The following is a 17,479-nucleotide window of genomic DNA, read 5'->3' on the forward strand; positions in this document are numbered from 1 at the left end:
GATATTATTGTTGGAAGGATGAGTTATAATGCAAGAACAATCATTTACAATTACAGCAGATACTGGTGTACATGCACGTCCAGCTACACTATTAGTAAATAAGGCTGGACAATATGAATCAGAGGTTGAAATTTCATATAATGAAAAAAGTGTTAACCTTAAATCGATTATGGGTGTTATGTCATTGGGAATTCCTAAAGGAGCAGAAGTGAAAATCTCTGCAACAGGAAGCGATGAAGACGAAGCAATTAAAGGTGTAACAGAAGTACTTAAAGAACATTTAGGTGAATAATTAATCGAGCTAGGGATTCTATTCTCTAGCTTTTTATTTTACACTGATGGAATATATGGAATTTTCAAAAATAAGTATAAGTGCAACTACAACTTTCGCCACTGAATCTGGCGATTAGCCACATAATTATAACAATTAAGAAGAGGTGACTTAAATGAACATTTCTGTTTCCCAGCTTCCTGGAATTGGTCAAAAAATTTCAATGAAGACTGCAGAAGATGACATGCTGGTAATTATTGTCCACCATACAGGTAAAAGAGAGCTATATTTCTTTGATGACGCTGATAGTGATGAAGCAGATTTTGCTATGGATCTTACACCGGATGAAACGAGAGAAATTGCTGCTCAATTACTTGGTGCAACCTATCAGCCTGTTGGTATTGATAAGATGCGTATGTTTAAACGCCAGATTATTATTGATTATATAACTTTAGAAGAGGCATCCTCACTTGCACATAAGACAATTGAAGAATCAGATGTTCGTAATAAAAGTGGTGCAACTATAATTGGAATTGTTCATGGTGATGATGTTACTGCGATACCTGAAGCAGACACAACATTAATACCAGGTGATATCTTGATGTCGGTTGGAAAAGAAGATCAGATTTCCACCTTATCAAAGCTATGTAAGGGTGAGGAATGATGAGTTTTGTTCACTGATCTTCCAACATTATTAGGTGCCGGGATAGTATTACTCGGTATATTTGTGTTAGGTTTTATCGGATTCAGAATAAGGTTTCCTAACGTAATATTGTATATTTTATTAGGTGTTTCGTTCGCTGAATTTTTGGAAGGAAATGAAATATTACATTTCTCCAGTGAAATTGCCATCGTTTTATTGTTCTTTGTACTTGGGTTGGAATTCAGTACAAAACGATTAGGCGGAATAGCTAAGAAAATATGGAGTTCAGGTCTTTTGGATGTAATTCTAAGCCTTGGTGTATCTACTGTAATTGCATTTGGCTTTGGCATGGACTGGTTCACAGCATTTCTCATTGGTGGTATTACATATGCGACAAGTTCATCGATCACAGCGAAACTGCTTGATGATAAGGGTAGGATGGCAAACTCAGAGACGGAGTATATTTTAGGTATATTAATTTTTGAAGACTTAGTAGCGCCAATAGTAGTCGCCATTTTAATCGCAATGAGTTCAGGAGACGCTTTTGGTGGTCTGGATTTTGCAATACTGTTAGGGAAAATTGTTGGTTTGTCACTTGTAGCAATTATCTTAGGAAAAACGTTATTCAAGCATTTTGAAAAGTTTCTGCAGCGTATCGATGATGAAGATTTCAAATTTGCTTTATTAGTGGGGATCGCAGTTTCCTATGGTGGATTGGCATTATATTTGGGTCTATCCGAAGTGCTGGGTGCATTCTTAGCCGGTGTTATGCTAGCTGAAATTGGTAAAATTGATCGTATTGAAGGTACGGTATCCCCAATTAAGAATCTTGTATTACCAACATTCTTTGTCTATTTTGGAACAACAGTTGATTTAGGTCAAGGCGTTCCAATGCCAGTACTGCTAATTGTGCTGATTATATGGTCAATTGTAGCTAAAATAACAGTCGGGATTGTTGGCGGAAAGTTATATGGTTTGTCAAAGCGTGTAGCATTACGCGCGGGCTTATCCCTGTGTGCAAGAGGGGAATTTTCAGTTGTTATTGCAGGAGTTGCTGTTGGATCGATTAAAATTTTCAGCGGTGTTTATATCGTAATAACAGCATTTTTAGGGATGGTTCTGTTTAATTATGCTCCCAAAATAACAAGGAAAATTTATGGGCAACCAGAGAAGAAAAAGAAAAACCTGAAAGTCCCTACTGCGTAATAAAAACAGTCTCACAATAGTTGTGAGACTGCCTGCTATTTATAATAGCTTTTGGTATAATATTTTTCTTCCAATCCTTTTATCCATTCCAGTGCCTTTTGATTGAACTCTGAATCTTTTAAGGCAAGCTTTTGCTTTTGATTATCAATTGCTTCATGTAATGATTGATTGTAATCAGGTACTTCTCCTTCAAATGGATGTACAGCTGATTTAACTACATTCATTTTTTCATAATGCGCCAGAGCCTTTCGCTCATGAAAAAATACGCCATCCACTTGACCAGGATTATGAAGGTCGCCTTGCATTGGATGTTTCTCAACTGCAAGAACTTTAATTAAAAATCGTTTGCCACGATCTTCCATTACTTCTCCTATGTATTTTCCTGAATTATAATTAGCACGTACTGTATCTCCAACAGTAATTGTTGTCATTTTACTAGCCTCCCTTTACTCTATTGTGCCAAAATATTAGTCGCTTGAGCAATCATTAAGGTTTTTTCTATTTAGCTGGGTATTTAAAAGTGATATACTATAATTTAAGGATGTGAGCAGCAATGATGGAATTTTTATATTTTCCAGAAGATAAAACTGAATATATTCCTGCTATTATACAGCTAGTCATTTTTATGATTGGTGCCGCAGTGGTTATGTACTTTTTCTACAAAGTGTCTAAAAAAGAAGAGAAAAAGTTTAATGAACAATATCAAGAAAAGTCTTTCGACGATAAAGAGTAACGAGCTTATTAAAATAGGCTCGTTTAATTTTTGCTTAATTGCAGATACTTTTAGTAAAGCGTCTGTAAAGGAGTAGCGTTCATGAGGGTTTTCATCATAGTATTATTACTTATTCTAGCTTCATGTCAATCAAATGAAGAAACGGTAAGAACCGTTGACATGTACAACGCATCTGGGGATATGATCGGTACAGCAAAGTTATTGGAAAGGCCTGAGGGTGTACAAGTAAAACTTAAGCTTGAGGGGTTAGCGCCTGGGTATCATGGAATTCACGTACATGAGTATCCTAAATGTGAGGGACCTGAATTTATTAGTGCTGGAAATCACCTCAATCCAGATGGGAAAGAGCACGGATTAATGCATCCAGAAGGATCTCATTTAGGTGATTTACCAAATATTGAAGCAGATTCTGGTGGGCTTGTTAAAGCTGAATTAATGCTTGCTGGTGCAACAATTATGGAAGGGAAAAAATCTATTCTTAAAGGCGAAGGGACATCCTTAATTATTCATGAAGGGCAGGATGATGGGGTAAGTCAGCCTGGTGGAAATTCCGGTGCAAGGATAGCATGTGGCAAAATATTAAAAGAGCCCAATGAGACAAAAGAGGCTCCGACAGACCCTACTAAGTTTAATGAAAAGCAAGAGGAATAAAAGTTTATTAGTGTTTTTGGCTAATTGTAATAAAAAATTGCTCTCTCAACATTAGTTGAGAGAGCAATTTTTTTATAATTTATTCACAGCATCTATTATCCGTTTAACTCCTTCTTCCAACGTTTCTCTAGGGCATGCAATGTTCATGCGCATGAATGGTTTTCCTTCTTCGCCATAATCAGTACCTGTATTAAGTCCAACTTTGGCATTTTCAATCATGAATTTCTTTAGTTGTTCGCTGTCCATTTTCATGGCACTGCAATCAATCCAAAGTAAATAAGTACCTTCTGAACGGATGACTTTAAGAACATCGGTATTTTCCTCAAACTGTTTTGTTACATATTCCTGATGTTCCTTTAGTACAGTCCTTAGTTCATCTAGCCATTCTTCACCATGTAAGTAAGAAGCCTCCATTGCTGTATTACCCATTGTATTTAGCATATGATGCCCTTGACTGTTCAACTGTTTGTTTAGTGTATCTCTCTTTTCCTTATCTGTAGTGATAACATACGATGCTTGCAGTCCGGCAAGATTAAACGTCTTTGATGGAGACATGCAAGTAATTGTTTGGTCGGCGATTTCATCAGAAAGTGATGCTATCGGAATATGCCTCTCGTTCGGGTAAATGAGATCCCCATGGATTTCATCTGATAAAATTAATACATCATATTTCAGGCAAAGTCGTGCCATTTCCTGTAACTCTTCTTTTGTCCAAACACGACCTACAGGATTATGTGGGGAGCATAAAACAAATGCCTTAACCCCTTGCTTTAATTTATTTTCAAAGTCATCGAAATCAATATGGTAATAATTATCTTTCTGTTGAAGTGGGTTTTTAACAACTTCTCTGTTATGTGTCTCTATTACACTGTAAAATGGCGTGTATACAGGTGTTTGGATCAAAACCTTATCATTTGGCTCAGTAAATGCCTGAATCGCCATATGCAAGCTTGTTACGACACCCGGGCTGAATGAAAGCCAGTCTGAGTTGATTTCCCAATCATGTCGCTTCGTAACCCAGTTTATGATTGAGTCTTTCACATCGTCGTCAATAATGGTGTATCCGTAAATACCGTGATCAGCACGATCTTTTAATGCATCGTTTACAGCTTGTGGGGCTTGGAAATCCATATCAGCTACCCACATTGGCAGGACATCTTCTGTCTGGAATACAGGTTTCAGCATATCCCATTTTACTGAACGTGTATTTTTACGGTCGTGAACTTTTTCAAATATTCCCATTGTAAAACCTCCTACTAATCAATAACTCAATTATATCGGATTAAACACAAAAAAAAAGCAAAGCGCTTATACGCCTTGCTTACAGGGGGAATACGAGAAAGTCTTACATTTTTAGTATTACCCCCTGCATAGAAATATAAACATAAAATGACAAAAAAACTTTAATTTTTTCCAATGAATGAAATATATAACATTATTTGTTTCATTTCATAATTACGAGGCAGGGAGGAAGAAGGCAAATGGAAGAATCAACAGAAGAGAGTGCTGAATCGCCAGAAGAAGGTGCTGAATCACCAGAAGAGGGAGCTGAATCGCCAGAAGAAGGTGCAGAATCGACAGAAGAGTGAGCAAATTCCCGTCTATTCAGCAATAACACATGTGAAACAAAGAAAGAGCATTAAATTGCTCAGCAATTCAACGCTCTATCCTACTGTTTGTCCCCAAAACATTACAGCCTAACTAGTTACAATCGTTTCTCTAATTTAGTTTTCTCTTCCTCATATCCTGGTTTGCCAAGTAGTGCGAACATATTTTTCTTATAAGCCTCTACACCAGGCTGATCAAACGGATTAACCCCTAACAGATAACCACTAATTGCACATGCTTTCTCGAAAAAGTAAACTATGTAACCGAATGTGTATGCATCAAGTTCTGGTAACTCAATAATAAGGTTGGGGACATTCCCGTCAGTATGTGCCAGTAATGTTCCTTGAAATGCTTTCTCATTGATGTCGTGAATTGTGTTACCAGCAAGATAATTAAGCCCATCCGAATTTGCTTCATCTGATTCCAGTGTTATTTCTTGTTTGGACTTATTGACATGTAAGACTGTCTCGAAAAGGTCACGTCTTCCGTCCTGGATGTATTGTCCCATCGAGTGAAGGTCTGTCGTAAAGTTGGCTGATGCTGGAAAAATACCTTTTTGATCTTTACCTTCACTTTCACCAAACAATTGTTTCCACCATTCAGAAACATATTGGAGGTGTGGTTCATAATTGACAAGCATTTCAACTGTTTTACCTTTATTATATAGTACATTTCGGACTGCGGCGTACTGATATGCTGGGTTTTCCGCGAGTGATGGCTCTGCTAAATCGCTCATGGCTGCTTGTGCACCTTGCATCATTTCGTCAATCGATACGCCACTAACTGCGATAGGTAACAATCCAACTGCAGTTAGAACAGAATAACGGCCCCCAACATCATCTGGAATAACAAAAGATTCGTAGCCTTCTTCATCGGCAACTGTTTTTAATGCGCCTTTCGCTTTATCAGTTGTTGCATAAATTCGCTTTTTGGCTGCATCTTGACCGTATTTTTCCTCTAGAAATTGTTTAAAAATCCGAAATGCGATAGCAGGTTCAGTTGTCGTTCCACTTTTAGAAATGATATTAATCGATACATCTTTGCCTTCAAGTAAATCGAATAACTCCGCCATATAAGTTGAACTCATATGGTGGCCAACAAAAATAACCTGGGGTGCCTGCCGTTTATCCTCAGATAGAAGGTTTTGAAAGGAATGGTTAAGCATTTCAATCGCTGCACGTGCACCAAGATACGATCCACCAATCCCGATGACAAGTAATATATCAGTGTCTTGTTTTATTTGGTCTGCTGCTGACTTAATTCGGGAAAATTCCTCTTTGTCATAAGTTTCAGGTAAATCAGTCCACCCTAAAAAGTCATTTCCTGGTCCAGTTTTATTATGTAATGCGTTGTGAGCTGACGTTACATACTCTTGCAAATAATTAATTTCGTTTTGACTGAAGAAATCTAGTGCTTTACTGTATGAAAAATTAATATGTGTCATGTTTTCCTCCTTCAATAAGCTTTCATTTTTTACTTTACCGAAGTGATATTGTGAAATCAAGAATGAGCTTGTATATATTTTAATAAAAGTGAAAAACTAGTGAATAGTACATCAGTAAAGGAGGTTTGTTGAAATGAGTGGTATACAACGAGCATGTTTAGCATTAACAATAATTGGTGCAATAAATTGGGGACTTATCGGATTATTTCAATTTGACTTAGTCGCTGCAGTTTTTGGTGGTGGTGAACAGAGTGGAGCATTTGCACGAGTTATTTATACTTTAGTTGGCATAAGTGGTCTGGTAACATTGTCATTATTATTCAAACCAGATGAAGCTTTTGCTGATCGCCCAGAACCACGTACAGATACTTAAAACAAAAAAGAGGCATTTCCAAGTATTGTTGACTATGTCAAAACATACTTGAGAAAGCCTCTTTTTTCAATCATTATTTTTTATTATAAGATCCTTCTGACTGTTCAATCCATTCTTCCAGTTTATCTTTTAATGTATTGAATCCAGCGTTATCGTTATCTTGTTGCTTTGGTGCTTGATTCTTTTGAGGCTTTGGACGGTTCTTAGGTGGTTCTTCTGTAGCACGAATAGATAACGAAAATTTATTATTTTCTTCATCTACATTCAAAACTTTCACTTTTACTTCGTCCCCGGTTGTTAAATGATCATTAATATCTTTAACATACCCATGTGTTACCTCAGAAATATGCACTAACCCTTGGATTTCTTCGTCTAATGCAACAAATGCACCATATGGCTGAATTCCTGTAACTTTTCCTTCTAATATCTGACCAGTCTCAAACTTGTCTGACATGCTGAACAACTCCTATACTCTATTCGATTCTTTTCACACAATAAAATATTTTAGCATAAATTTCGATTCCAAGCAAAAAATAATAGAAATTTACTGAGGAGTGAGCAAATGGTTCCGATAAATTCAGAAGTTGAAAATAAAATATATCCATTGTATTTTTTGGAAGAACGATTAAAGCCTGAGGGGTTTGTGATTGGTTCAAACTGGGACTATGATAAAGGGTATTTTGATATGAAAATTGACGATGATGGTATTTATTATTTTTTAAGGATACCATTCTATGCTGTGGCGGGATCTCTTGATTATCCTGGTGTAACAGTGCGAGTTGATCAGCCATTTTTACTCGCACATCAGTATCAACGAGGGTTTGATGAAGAAGGAGCTGGTGGGGCGTTACGTGGTGCATTTGACCAGTTCCAGACGCCAGTAAACGCGGATGCTGATGTACCTGATGACTATGTTGCAACTGGAAAAGAAATCATGAAAAAGGTAGAGCGACTTCTCTTACCAGGAAGTTAATGTCAGAAGGATATCCCCTTTATTTAATGTCGTATCTTTTGGAGGGTTGATCACCCAATCGTCATCGCGTATAAAACCAAACAAAAGCTCTTTTTTGTCCAAGTAAAAAACTATTCCATTTTTAAATGTGGAATTTTCCAGTTGTTCCGGAAGGGCTAAGTGTGAAAATTGCTGGTTGTTTAAGACATTCAGTACTGTTTCAAATGGTCTTGTGTTTTTAAGGTGATAAAGCTCATGATAAAATAAAGTACTCATGAAATCGTTTGACCTGATAATAGTGTTCGCTCCAGCACGGATTGCGTTTTCAATTTGTGAAATAGAGAGAACTTCTGCGTTAATTGATACATGTTGATTATTTCCACGAATTGCAACTATTGCCAAAATAGTTGTAATGTCAGCCTGACGTTCTTTTTTCGTGATGTCGGCAGTTAAAATAACTGACTTGGCCTCCTGAATATTAGCTTGTATTAATGTTGAATCTTCACTTGGATCCCCGTGGATAAAGTGAATAGGATAATGCTGATATGGAAGATGATCAAGAGTTCTGTCAATCAGGACAATTTCCTCTTTAGAATCCTTCGTCTCGATCATATTCACTAGTTGTCTAGTTCGTTCATTCCACCCAACTATTACAATGTGATCTTCACCTTTAAATTTTACTTTTCCTTTTGATAAATCCTGCTCATGCTGAATGGTTCCAGCTGATAAAGTCATTATGTAAAATGTAAGAAGCCCACCACCAGAAAGAATAAGCAGTATTGCAATAACTTTTCCAAGAGCTGTTAATGGTACAAAATCACCGTAACCAACCGTCGCTCCTGTAATAAAAGCCCACCAAATTCCATCAAATACAGATGGGAAAGCAGACGGTTCAACAAGGTGAATAATAACCCCAAAAAAAGTCATTACCACAAATATAGATATTAGAAGCCTAACAATAACAGGTAGTCTGAAATAGATATGTTTAAAGTATTCAATACTCATTATATATTGCACCTTAATCCATTAATTATTTTACATACTAGTATGGGCAAAGGTATTAATATTATATACACGATAAAAAAACTCACCGATAGGAGGTGAGTTTTACAGGTTAGACTTGTTCTAACTTGTGTTTAAGGCTTGTATATACATCCTGCCAAATATCTTTATTGTCACGGAATGACTTGGTCATAAACAGATACATTTCTTTTGATTTCTCCTCATAATCATCTGCTTCTTTCGGTGGAAGATTATCACGTGCATCATCCAAATATTGCTGAATTGCTTTAGACCTAGGTCCCCATTTTGCAACTTCATTGCCAGTTTCATCAATAAAAATAAAGATAGGAATAGAACGCGCTTTTCCATTTGTTAAGTATTGATCCATTAACTCCAGATTATCATCTCGTAAAAGCATTTTCACTGGAATATTAGCCTGTTCTGCAATACGAATTAAGATTGGGATATTTAACATAGCATCGCCACACCAGTCCTCCGTCAATACAATTACACGGATGTTCATTTCAGTCAGTTTTTGGAAGAATTTTGTGTCTGCTGGCGGTGTGAAATGATCATAAATATGTAATAAATTTTGTTTATTTTTTTCCATTGACTCAATATATGTATCTGGTGTCATACCTTTTTCATACCAATGATTTAAATTCATTGACGTTACACTCCTTTGTCTGTCTCTTATAAAAGTGTACCCAATATTTCCTATAGCGTAAACAAAAGTGCTCTTATACATGTTTTTTTGTTATGATTGGTGTGAAAGACTTTAAGGAGGTAGTTTAAATGGAACAAGCAAACAGGGATTTTTTGTTGGAGTTATTACATACGCCATCCCCATCAAGTAATGAGATGGCAATACAAAAAAAGTGGATTAATTATGTAAAAGAATTTGCGGATGAGATTAGAACTGATAACGCTGGAAATGCTATTGGAGTAATTAATCCAAATGCTTTATTTAAAGTTTTGCTTGCAGGTCATTGTGATGAAATAGCATTAGTCATTAATCGAATTGACGAAGATGGATTTCTACATTTTGATAAAATGGGCGGGATAAACCCAAAGGCCGCTGTTGGAATGAAGGTTACTGTACTTGGATTCAACGAAGAAGTAACAGGCGTTATTGGTGTTAATGCACAGCACCATGGTGGATTAAAAGATGACTTTAGCTTAGAGGATCTGTTTATTGATTGTGGTTATAAAACGAAAAATGAAGCTGCAAAATTTGTTCAGATTGGTGATTTGGCTGTCTATAAAACAGAGCCGGAAATATTGATGGATCGTTACGTGGCCGGACGTGGATTGGATAACCGTACTGGTTCATTCATTGTTGCTGAAGTATTAAAGCGACTTTCAGAAAGAGGGTGCAGTGTGGGTGTATATGCAGCAAGCACTGTAAATGAGGAGACAAACATGGGTGGTGCTTATTTTGCCGCTGCCGGTGTTGAACCTACAATGGCTATTGCTTGTGATGTAACATTCTCGACTGATTATCCTGGTGTCAATAAAAATAAGCATGGAGACATAACTCTTGACGGTGGTCCAGTATTTGCAAAAGGTGCACCAATCAATATTAAAATTAATAGATTGCTTGAAAAAACAGCCAGAAAATTAAATATGGCAGTGCAATACGAGTTGACGCCACGTATGACTGGGACAGATGCAGACAGAATGCGTTTGACAGGTCCTGGTGTGCCTGTCTCATTAGTATCGTTACCATTACGTTACATGCATTCACCTGTGGAAACTTCAAGTTTAAGAGACATTGATGAAGAAATAGAATTGCTTGTAACGATGATTGCTGATCTTACTGGTGAAGAAAGCCTTAATCCACTGGAAGACTAAAATTGTAGTTGGTTATTAAATCTCAATCCATTATTATGGGTTGGGATTTTTTTGCAGTTAAGAAAGTATTGTATTCTAAATCATAGGCTGAAAGTAACTGTTTGTACTTACTAGGAAAGTGACTTTGTATTCAGATGGGATTAATATTAGCAATATACTATGAATAAAGTAATGCTTTTATGACACTCAGGTGAAGATATCTTGTCAAATCCTTAGTAATCTAGGTTAATTTACGCATTTATTTTTACAGAATTAGGAAATATTTCCATCGACTTAATATCTCTATACACGCAAGGGTTGTCCAGGGTACTTTTTTGAAATAAATAATCATTAAAATATAGTTCTTTTATCTAACAAAAATTCATCGAACATGGTACTTAGTAATCAAATCCTAATTTCATGATATTTGCCGACAAAATATGACAGATTTTTCATAATTATTACAGTACAGTTACAATAACAACAAAAGAATTACAAAACAGCTCCACTACAGCTGAGACCTGCACTAAATTTTTTTAGTAAAGGAGGCGAGGGGGAGTTTTTTTGTGTTATTACGGTATAAAAAATCAGGAGGAGGAATTAAATTGCTAAGCAAAAAGCGTCAAACAAGAGCTTTTAGTATTGCGGCAGCCCTATTAATGGTGTTTTCGTTGGTAGTTCCCGGAATGTCTTATGCAAAGACGAATGGTAACATACATCATTCGGCAAAAGATACGCAAACTGCTGCAAAAGCAAAGGTCAATAATCGTTTATTAGATCAATTTAAGAATGATGAAAAAGTGACGTTTTTAATTAAGTTTAATGAAAAAGCAGACACGAAGAAAATTGCTAAAGAAGCAAGAAAAAGTGCTGAATCTGCAAATATGACAGCAAAAAAAGCTGAATTTGTACAACGTTCTGCTGTAGTATCTGAATTAAAATCTACCACTCTTGAATCACAGTCAAAAGTAAAGCAATATCTTCAGCAGGAAGCAGATAAGGGAAATGCTGAAAATATTAGGTCGTATTATATAGTTAACGGGATGGCTGTTACAGCTACGAAAGAAGTAGCGAAAAAGGTAGCTAGCTTTGCTGAAGTTGATAAAATATTACCGAATGAAACCCGTGAACTGTTAACACCGGTTACAAAAGAGGCAAAAAATGCTCCACAGTCTGAAACTGCTAATATAGAGTGGAATGTTGAGCGTGTTGGAGCTCCTCAGGTTTGGGACATGGGGATTGATGGTTCTGGAACAGTTGTAGCAAGTATTGATACAGGTGTTCAGTGGGATCATCCTGCTCTTAAGGAAAAATATCGCGGCTATGATGCAGCTACTGGTGAAGTTGATCATGACTTTAACTGGTTCGATGCTACAGCAGGGCAATCAGAACCATTCGATGATCAAGGACATGGTACACACACAATTGGAACAATGGTTGGTGGTGAACCAGATGGATCTAACCAAGTTGGAGTTGCACCTGGAGCACAGTTTATTTCTGTTAAAGCATTCACTGCAGCAGGTGGAACAGATGCTGACTTATTAGCTGCCGCAGAGTGGATCTTAGCACCAACAGATTCAGAAGGAAATGCCCGTGTTGATATGGCGCCAGATGTTGTTAATAACTCATGGGGCGGTGGACCAGGACTTGATGAATGGTACCGCGATGTTGTTATAAATTGGCGTGCAGCGGAAATCTTCCCTGAATTTTCTGCTGGTAACACTACTTTATTTAACCCGGGTGGGCCAGGATCAATTGCAACACCAGCAAACTATCCTGAATCATTCGCAACAGGAGCAACAGATATCGATGATAATTTAGCTAGTTTTTCATTAGAAGGACCTTCACCATATGATGAGATTAAACCAGATATTTCAGCTCCTGGAGTTAACATCCGTTCATCCGTTCCAGGTGGCCAATATGAAGGTGGCTGGAATGGAACATCAATGTCAGGTCCTGCAGTATCAGCTGTAGCAGCGCTGTTACGTCAAGTAGATAGCAGTATTACAGTTGATGAAATGGAACAAATTCTAATGGATACTGCAATCCCATTAACGGATGATGTATATCCTGAATCCCCGAATAATGGATTTGGTCATGGTTTGGTAAATGCGTATGATGCAGTATCAGCATTACAGAATGGAATCGGTACAATCGAAGGTCAAGTGACCAAACCAGGTGAAGATAATGAAGCACCTACATTCGATCACACTGCACCAGCAGAAACTTACGCTGGCATGGACCTTGATTTGAATGTACAAGTTAGTGATAATATCAGCGTTGCATCGGTTGAATTAGATTACCTGGATACAAATGGAGAATGGCAAACTGTCGAAGCCGGACGTGTTTCTGGTGATTATAAAGAAGGCGAATTTGTAGCCACCATTCCAGGTGGACAAATTGCTGAGGATTCACTGACTTATCAATGGACAATAAACGACTTTGGTGAAAATGAAGTTGTCAGTGAAGAATATTATATTGAAGTGAAACCAGGAATTTCTATAGGTTACTCAGAAGACTTTGAAGCTAATCCTATAGGCTGGACATCTTTTGGTGAAATGAACAGCTGGGAATGGGGAGCACCAACCTCTGGACCTGGAAACGCAGCATCAGGAGAAAATGTATATGCAACAAACCTTGATGGTGAATATGAAAACAATATGAACGCAACGCTTGTAATGCCGCCAGTTGATTTACCAGAAGGAAATGCTTATTTGCAATTTAATCAATGGCACAATTTAGAGATGTATGCTTCAGGAACAGCTTACGATTTCGGTCATATCTTTGTCTCGACTGATCAAGAAGAGTGGACACAACTGTTGGAAGTAAAAGGTGAAACAGATGGCTGGGAAAGTGCAGAAGTTGATTTATCTGAATATAGCGGCCAACGAGTCTATCTTGGATTTAATGTTACAACAGATGGCAGTGTAACAAGAGAAGGCTGGTATATTGATGATGTAGCATTATCTGATACGTCACAAAGCAGTGAAGCATCTTTAGGGAAAAAAGGTAACAATAACGGAGTTCGGGGTAATAATGGCCTAGGAGTAATCAAAGCAGATGAAAAAGCTGGAATGAAAGAAAAGGTAAATCCAGCTAAAATTAAGCCAGATTTACCAAAAGATAATCCTCCTGCCGAAGAGGACATAATTAATCCTAACTTATTACCGATGAGCGCGCAAGTAAGTGTATTGGAAAGCGGTCGTTCGGTAATGACTGATCCAGCAACTGGTGAATATTCCTTAAGCCATGCAGCAGGAACTTTTACGTTGAAAGCTGAATCATATGGATTTGAGTCTGAGGAACAATCTGTAACACTTGAAGCGGATGGAACGGCACAAGCTGATTTCACGCTTGATGAAATTCCTCAAGCGACAGTGAGTGGGACAATTACTGATGAAGCAACAGGTGCCCCAATTGAAGGCGCTACTATATTATTGGTAGAGGATGCTAACGTTACACCTGTTGAGACTGATGAAAATGGTAATTACTCTATCACAGGATATGAAGGAACCTACACGTTAAAAGTAATGGCAAGAGACTATTATAGTCAGGAAGTGGAAGTAAACCTTGACGAAGATGTTGAACAAGACATCGCTCTTGAACCATTTTATACGTATCCTGGTGGAGAAATCGGTTATGACGATGGTACTGCCGAGAATGCTCGTGCATTTTATGATGCCGGTAATGGGTGGGCAGTAAAAATGTCTTTACCTGAAGAAAAAGATTCAGCTGTAGTAACAGATGGTGTTTTCCAATTCCATGGTACTGATTGGCCAACACCAGGTGGTACGGAATTTGCGGTTGAAGTATGGGATTCATCTGGTCCCGATGGAACACCTGGAGAAAAGATTGCAGGTCCAGTTGATGCAGAAGCAATAAGAGATTTAAATGAATGGACTGTAGTTGATTTACGTGAGCATAACATTATTGTTGAAGACGATTTCTATATGGTTTATATCCAAAAAGATCCAAATCCAAACGCACCTGGATTGGCTACAGATGAAAACGGAACGAACGCAGAACGAAGTTATCAGTATGTAGCTGGAGCTTGGTCACCATCTCCTGCTTCTGAAGGTAACTATATGATTCGTTCACGAGTAAGCTATGAAGTAAATGATCCAGTTATTACTTCACCTAGCGAAGATTCAATCACAAGTGAACCAGACATGACGGTTGAGGGGACTGCATCTCCTACAACTACGGTTCAATTGTTAAATAATGGAGAAGAAATTGGGACTGCTGAAATTGGTGAAGATGGTCAGTTTGCCATTCCAACTGAACTTTCAGAAGGCGAAAATGAATTTAAAGCATTGTCCATGATGAATGGTGGTGTAGCAGGTGAATCTGAGACTGTTACAGTAACCCTGGATACAATGAGTCCTGAATTAACCATTGATAGCCCAGAAGATGGGGATAAAACCAATCGTGAAACAGTTACTGTTGAAGGTACAGTTTCCGATGCTAATCTTGACTTTGTTGATGTGAATGGTCGAGAAGCGACTGTTGCCGACGATGGTACGTATTCAAAACGAATTCTGCTTGATAACGGCGAAAACCAGATTGAAGTAATCGCCCAGGACCTTGCAGGAAACGTTCAGACAGAGACTATAACGATTGATGTAGACTTTGTTGCACCAACGGTTGAAAACCTGACGCCTACCGAGGATAAAAACCTGGAAGCAGGCGAGAGTGTGCGAATCGAGTTTGATAGTGAGCCTGGCCAAAGAGCTACATTCTTTATCCATATGCCACTTACAAATGCGGTTGCACAAGTATCTAATGTAACGGAACTTCCGATGATGGAGATGTCTGATGGACATTATGTCGGCTATTATACAGCGACTAATAATGTTGTTGCAGAGGGTGCTGTTATCGAAGTGAAAGTTGTTGATGACTTCGGTAATGAATCACGTAAAACAGCTGAAGGAAAATTATTTATCAATGTTGAATGATAAATAGGCTGTAAAGGAGAAGGTTGCCTCTTTGGTCGTAAGTTTTTGCTTACGATCTCTGGGGCAATTTTTTTGCGGTTAAGAGTTTGGGACATAACTAGAACTTTCCACTTTAAAAGATGAATAATAACAGGATAGGATGTTTAGAACACGTTCATTATCAATGGTTGGATCTAATACGTAGTTGATAAAAACTGCGACACAGTGAAAATTTTCTTTTGCACCACTCCGGTACCAATGCAACATCTGCACAAGCTAGCACTTTCGCAGTCTTACTAGTCATGGGCTCACTCATCAGGGTTATAAGAACCCGGACGCTATTCAAATAGCGTGAAAAGTATCTTCATCAGGGCTATGAGAGCACAAACGCTGTTCAAATAGCGTGAAAATTGTCTTCATCGGGGTTATGAGAGCACAAACGCTGTTCAAATAGCGTGAAACGGGTCTTCATCGGGGTTATGAGAACCCGAACTCTATTCAAATAGCGTGAAACGGGTCTTCATCAGGGTTATGAGAAACCGAACTCTGTTTAAATAGTGAGAAACGGTCACTCATATCGAAGTTATGAGCCCCGGTTGAGTATTTTTCCATGTTACTTCGCAGTTTATATCTAATCAGCAACAAATCATAGTTCGGATTTCACTTTGACTAAAAACACTTTTGTTCCAGCCGCTTACTGCATATGTGCAACAATGGCTTATCTATATTAAGACTTGGCTATAAGTCAAGTTTACTAAGTTATTTTTGGTGAAACAGTTTGCTTTCCAAATGGATAGAATAATAGTATAATAACAAACAACAATAATATATCGATTCCATCTTCGGGGCAGGGTGCAATTCCCGACCGACGGTAAGGAACAAGCATTAAATGTTCTAAGTCCGTGACCCGTGCGGCATTTGCCAAGCGGTGGACCTGGTGTGAGTCCGGGACCGACAGTTACAGTCTGGATGGGAGAAGATGTCGAGCCGAAAATTGGTGCGTTTTGCGCCTCTGTTTTCCTGTGAATGTATACCCTGAAGCCCCGATTAGGTTTTAGGGTTTTTTATGTATATGTATAGAATAGGAATAGGCTTATCCTTCATCACAAGACAGATGTGAATCGATAGATGAGGGAGGAGAGTTGATGATGCAATCGACTAATATGCAGTCATCAAAATTATTAAAACTTATTATTCTAGCATTATTGGGAACAATTTCACTCATACTGTTTTTCTTGAATTTCCCACTACCGTTTTTACCACCATATCTGAAAATTGATTTTAGTGAGGTACCTGCATTAATCGCAGCCCTAATTTTTTCACCAATGGCAGGAGTAGCAGTAGAAGCAATAAAGAACATGCTCTATTTAGTCGTTTCGGGTGCCGGTGATCCAATTGGCATAATCGCAAACTTCTTGGCAGGAGTAATGTTTATTGTCCCAGTCGCAGTGCTTTATCACAGATATAAAGGTGTTAAGAGTATTATTTCCGGTTTAATTACAGGTACAGTTATTATGGCAATTGGAATGAGTATACTAAATTATCTTGTTATCCTGCCTGCATATGCATGGTTTATGGGGTGGGAGGAAATGAATCAGAGCGCAAAATGGGTAGCAGTATCCCTTGGTGTGTTACCATTTAATATTATTAAAGGTATTATAGTAGGTTTGTTATTTGTACCTTTATTTATAAAAATGAAAAAATGGATTGAGCAAAAGCAGGCCAATCTAGCATAGCTTTATGGGAGTGTCATAGGTGGCACTCTCATTTTTAAGTATGGAAAGTAAAACGATTACCAAAATAAAAAGTGACTGCCTGTACGCAGTCAC

16 protein-coding genes and 1 riboswitch are annotated in these 17,479 nt (G+C 37.9%); of the genes, 10 read left to right on the forward strand and 6 right to left on the reverse strand.

Annotated features, from left to right (window positions below):
• The first annotated feature begins 28 nt into the window (after positions 1 to 28).
• From BMY13_RS06210 to BMY13_RS06220, 3 genes are all read left to right on the forward strand, one after another.
• The gene (locus BMY13_RS06210) at positions 29 to 292 is read left to right on the forward strand and encodes a phosphocarrier protein HPr (protein WP_092492145.1); all 264 of its coding nucleotides are present in this window, start codon (positions 29 to 31) and stop codon (positions 290 to 292) included.
• Between the two features lie 154 nt (positions 293 to 446).
• Positions 447 to 935, forward strand: a complete 489-nt coding sequence (locus tag BMY13_RS06215; RefSeq protein WP_092492146.1) for a cation:proton antiporter regulatory subunit — start codon at positions 447 to 449, stop codon at positions 933 to 935.
• 6 nt (positions 936 to 941) lie between these two features.
• Positions 942 to 2,120 (forward strand): cation:proton antiporter, encoded by a 1,179-nt coding sequence (locus tag BMY13_RS06220; RefSeq protein WP_092503319.1) that lies wholly within the window; start codon positions 942 to 944, stop codon positions 2,118 to 2,120.
• Positions 2,121 to 2,155: 35 nt separating this feature from the next.
• Here the strand turns inward: BMY13_RS06220 and kapB are convergent, their stop codons facing one another.
• Positions 2,156 to 2,551, reverse strand: a complete 396-nt coding sequence (kapB, locus tag BMY13_RS06225; protein ID WP_092492148.1) for a kinase-associated lipoprotein KapB — start codon at positions 2,549 to 2,551, stop codon at positions 2,156 to 2,158.
• Between the two features lie 122 nt (positions 2,552 to 2,673).
• On the opposite strand from kapB, the gene BMY13_RS06230 reads away from it, so the two are divergent.
• Together BMY13_RS06230 and BMY13_RS06235 are read left to right on the forward strand one after the other, a co-directional pair.
• Positions 2,674 to 2,853 (forward strand): hypothetical protein, encoded by a 180-nt coding sequence (locus tag BMY13_RS06230; RefSeq protein ID WP_092492149.1) that lies wholly within the window; start codon positions 2,674 to 2,676, stop codon positions 2,851 to 2,853.
• 81 nt (positions 2,854 to 2,934) lie between these two features.
• Positions 2,935 to 3,504, forward strand: coding sequence for a superoxide dismutase family protein (locus tag BMY13_RS06235; RefSeq protein ID WP_092492150.1), 570 nt, complete (start codon positions 2,935 to 2,937; stop codon positions 3,502 to 3,504).
• 72 nt (positions 3,505 to 3,576) lie between these two features.
• On the opposite strand, the gene BMY13_RS06240 is transcribed toward BMY13_RS06235, so the two are convergent.
• Positions 3,577 to 4,746: a MalY/PatB family protein gene (locus BMY13_RS06240; RefSeq protein ID WP_092503321.1), complete on the reverse strand. Its 1,170-nt coding sequence runs from the start codon at positions 4,744 to 4,746 to the stop codon at positions 3,577 to 3,579.
• 463 nt (positions 4,747 to 5,209) lie between these two features.
• Complete coding sequence (locus tag BMY13_RS06245) at positions 5,210 to 6,556, reverse strand: glucose-6-phosphate isomerase (protein ID WP_092503323.1); 1,347 nt, start codon at positions 6,554 to 6,556, stop codon at positions 5,210 to 5,212.
• Positions 6,557 to 6,689: 133 nt separating this feature from the next.
• Here BMY13_RS06245 and BMY13_RS06250 point away from each other — a divergent pair, with 133 nt between their 5' ends.
• Entirely contained in the window at positions 6,690 to 6,929 is a 240-nt protein-coding gene (locus tag BMY13_RS06250; RefSeq protein ID WP_092492153.1) for a DUF378 domain-containing protein, read from the forward strand.
• Positions 6,930 to 7,002: 73 nt separating this feature from the next.
• On the opposite strand, the gene yugI is transcribed toward BMY13_RS06250, so the two are convergent.
• The gene (yugI, locus tag BMY13_RS06255) at positions 7,003 to 7,383 is read right to left on the reverse strand and encodes a S1 domain-containing post-transcriptional regulator GSP13 (RefSeq protein WP_092492154.1); all 381 of its coding nucleotides are present in this window, start codon (positions 7,381 to 7,383) and stop codon (positions 7,003 to 7,005) included.
• Between the two features lie 108 nt (positions 7,384 to 7,491).
• On the opposite strand from yugI, the gene BMY13_RS06260 reads away from it, so the two are divergent.
• Positions 7,492 to 7,902, forward strand: coding sequence for a YugN-like family protein (locus BMY13_RS06260; RefSeq protein WP_092503325.1), 411 nt, complete (start codon positions 7,492 to 7,494; stop codon positions 7,900 to 7,902).
• Here the strand turns inward: BMY13_RS06260 and BMY13_RS06265 are convergent.
• Together BMY13_RS06265 and BMY13_RS06270 are read right to left on the reverse strand one after the other, a co-directional pair.
• Positions 7,888 to 8,886, reverse strand: a complete 999-nt coding sequence (locus BMY13_RS06265) for a potassium channel family protein (protein ID WP_092492156.1) — start codon at positions 8,884 to 8,886, stop codon at positions 7,888 to 7,890. The two genes, BMY13_RS06260 and BMY13_RS06265, sit on opposite strands and share 15 nt — an antisense overlap.
• 109 nt (positions 8,887 to 8,995) lie before the next feature.
• Positions 8,996 to 9,550 carry a thioredoxin family protein gene (locus BMY13_RS06270; RefSeq protein ID WP_092503327.1) on the reverse strand — a complete coding sequence of 185 codons (555 nt, stop codon included), beginning with the start codon at positions 9,548 to 9,550 and terminating at the stop codon, positions 8,996 to 8,998.
• A 128-nt stretch (positions 9,551 to 9,678) separates the two neighbouring features.
• Here BMY13_RS06270 and BMY13_RS06275 point away from each other — a divergent pair, with 128 nt between their 5' ends.
• From BMY13_RS06275 to BMY13_RS06285, 3 genes are all read left to right on the forward strand, one after another.
• Positions 9,679 to 10,737 carry a M20/M25/M40 family metallo-hydrolase gene (locus BMY13_RS06275; RefSeq protein WP_092503329.1) on the forward strand — a complete coding sequence of 353 codons (1,059 nt, stop codon included), beginning with the start codon at positions 9,679 to 9,681 and terminating at the stop codon, positions 10,735 to 10,737.
• A gap of 638 nt (positions 10,738 to 11,375) precedes the next feature.
• Positions 11,376 to 15,671, forward strand: coding sequence for a S8 family peptidase (locus BMY13_RS06280; protein ID WP_092503460.1), 4,296 nt, complete (start codon positions 11,376 to 11,378; stop codon positions 15,669 to 15,671).
• Between the two features lie 813 nt (positions 15,672 to 16,484).
• Positions 16,485 to 16,635: riboswitch (FMN riboswitch) on the forward strand.
• A gap of 163 nt (positions 16,636 to 16,798) precedes the next feature.
• On the forward strand, positions 16,799 to 17,386 hold the full coding sequence (locus tag BMY13_RS06285; RefSeq protein WP_175476735.1) for an ECF transporter S component: 588 nt from the start codon (positions 16,799 to 16,801) through the stop codon (positions 17,384 to 17,386).
• The last annotated feature ends 93 nt before the right edge of the window (positions 17,387 to 17,479 follow it).

It is taken from the genome of Virgibacillus subterraneus (genome assembly GCF_900110695.1).
In the GTDB taxonomy this organism is placed as follows: Bacteria; Bacillota; Bacilli; order Bacillales; family Amphibacillaceae; genus Lentibacillus; species Lentibacillus subterraneus.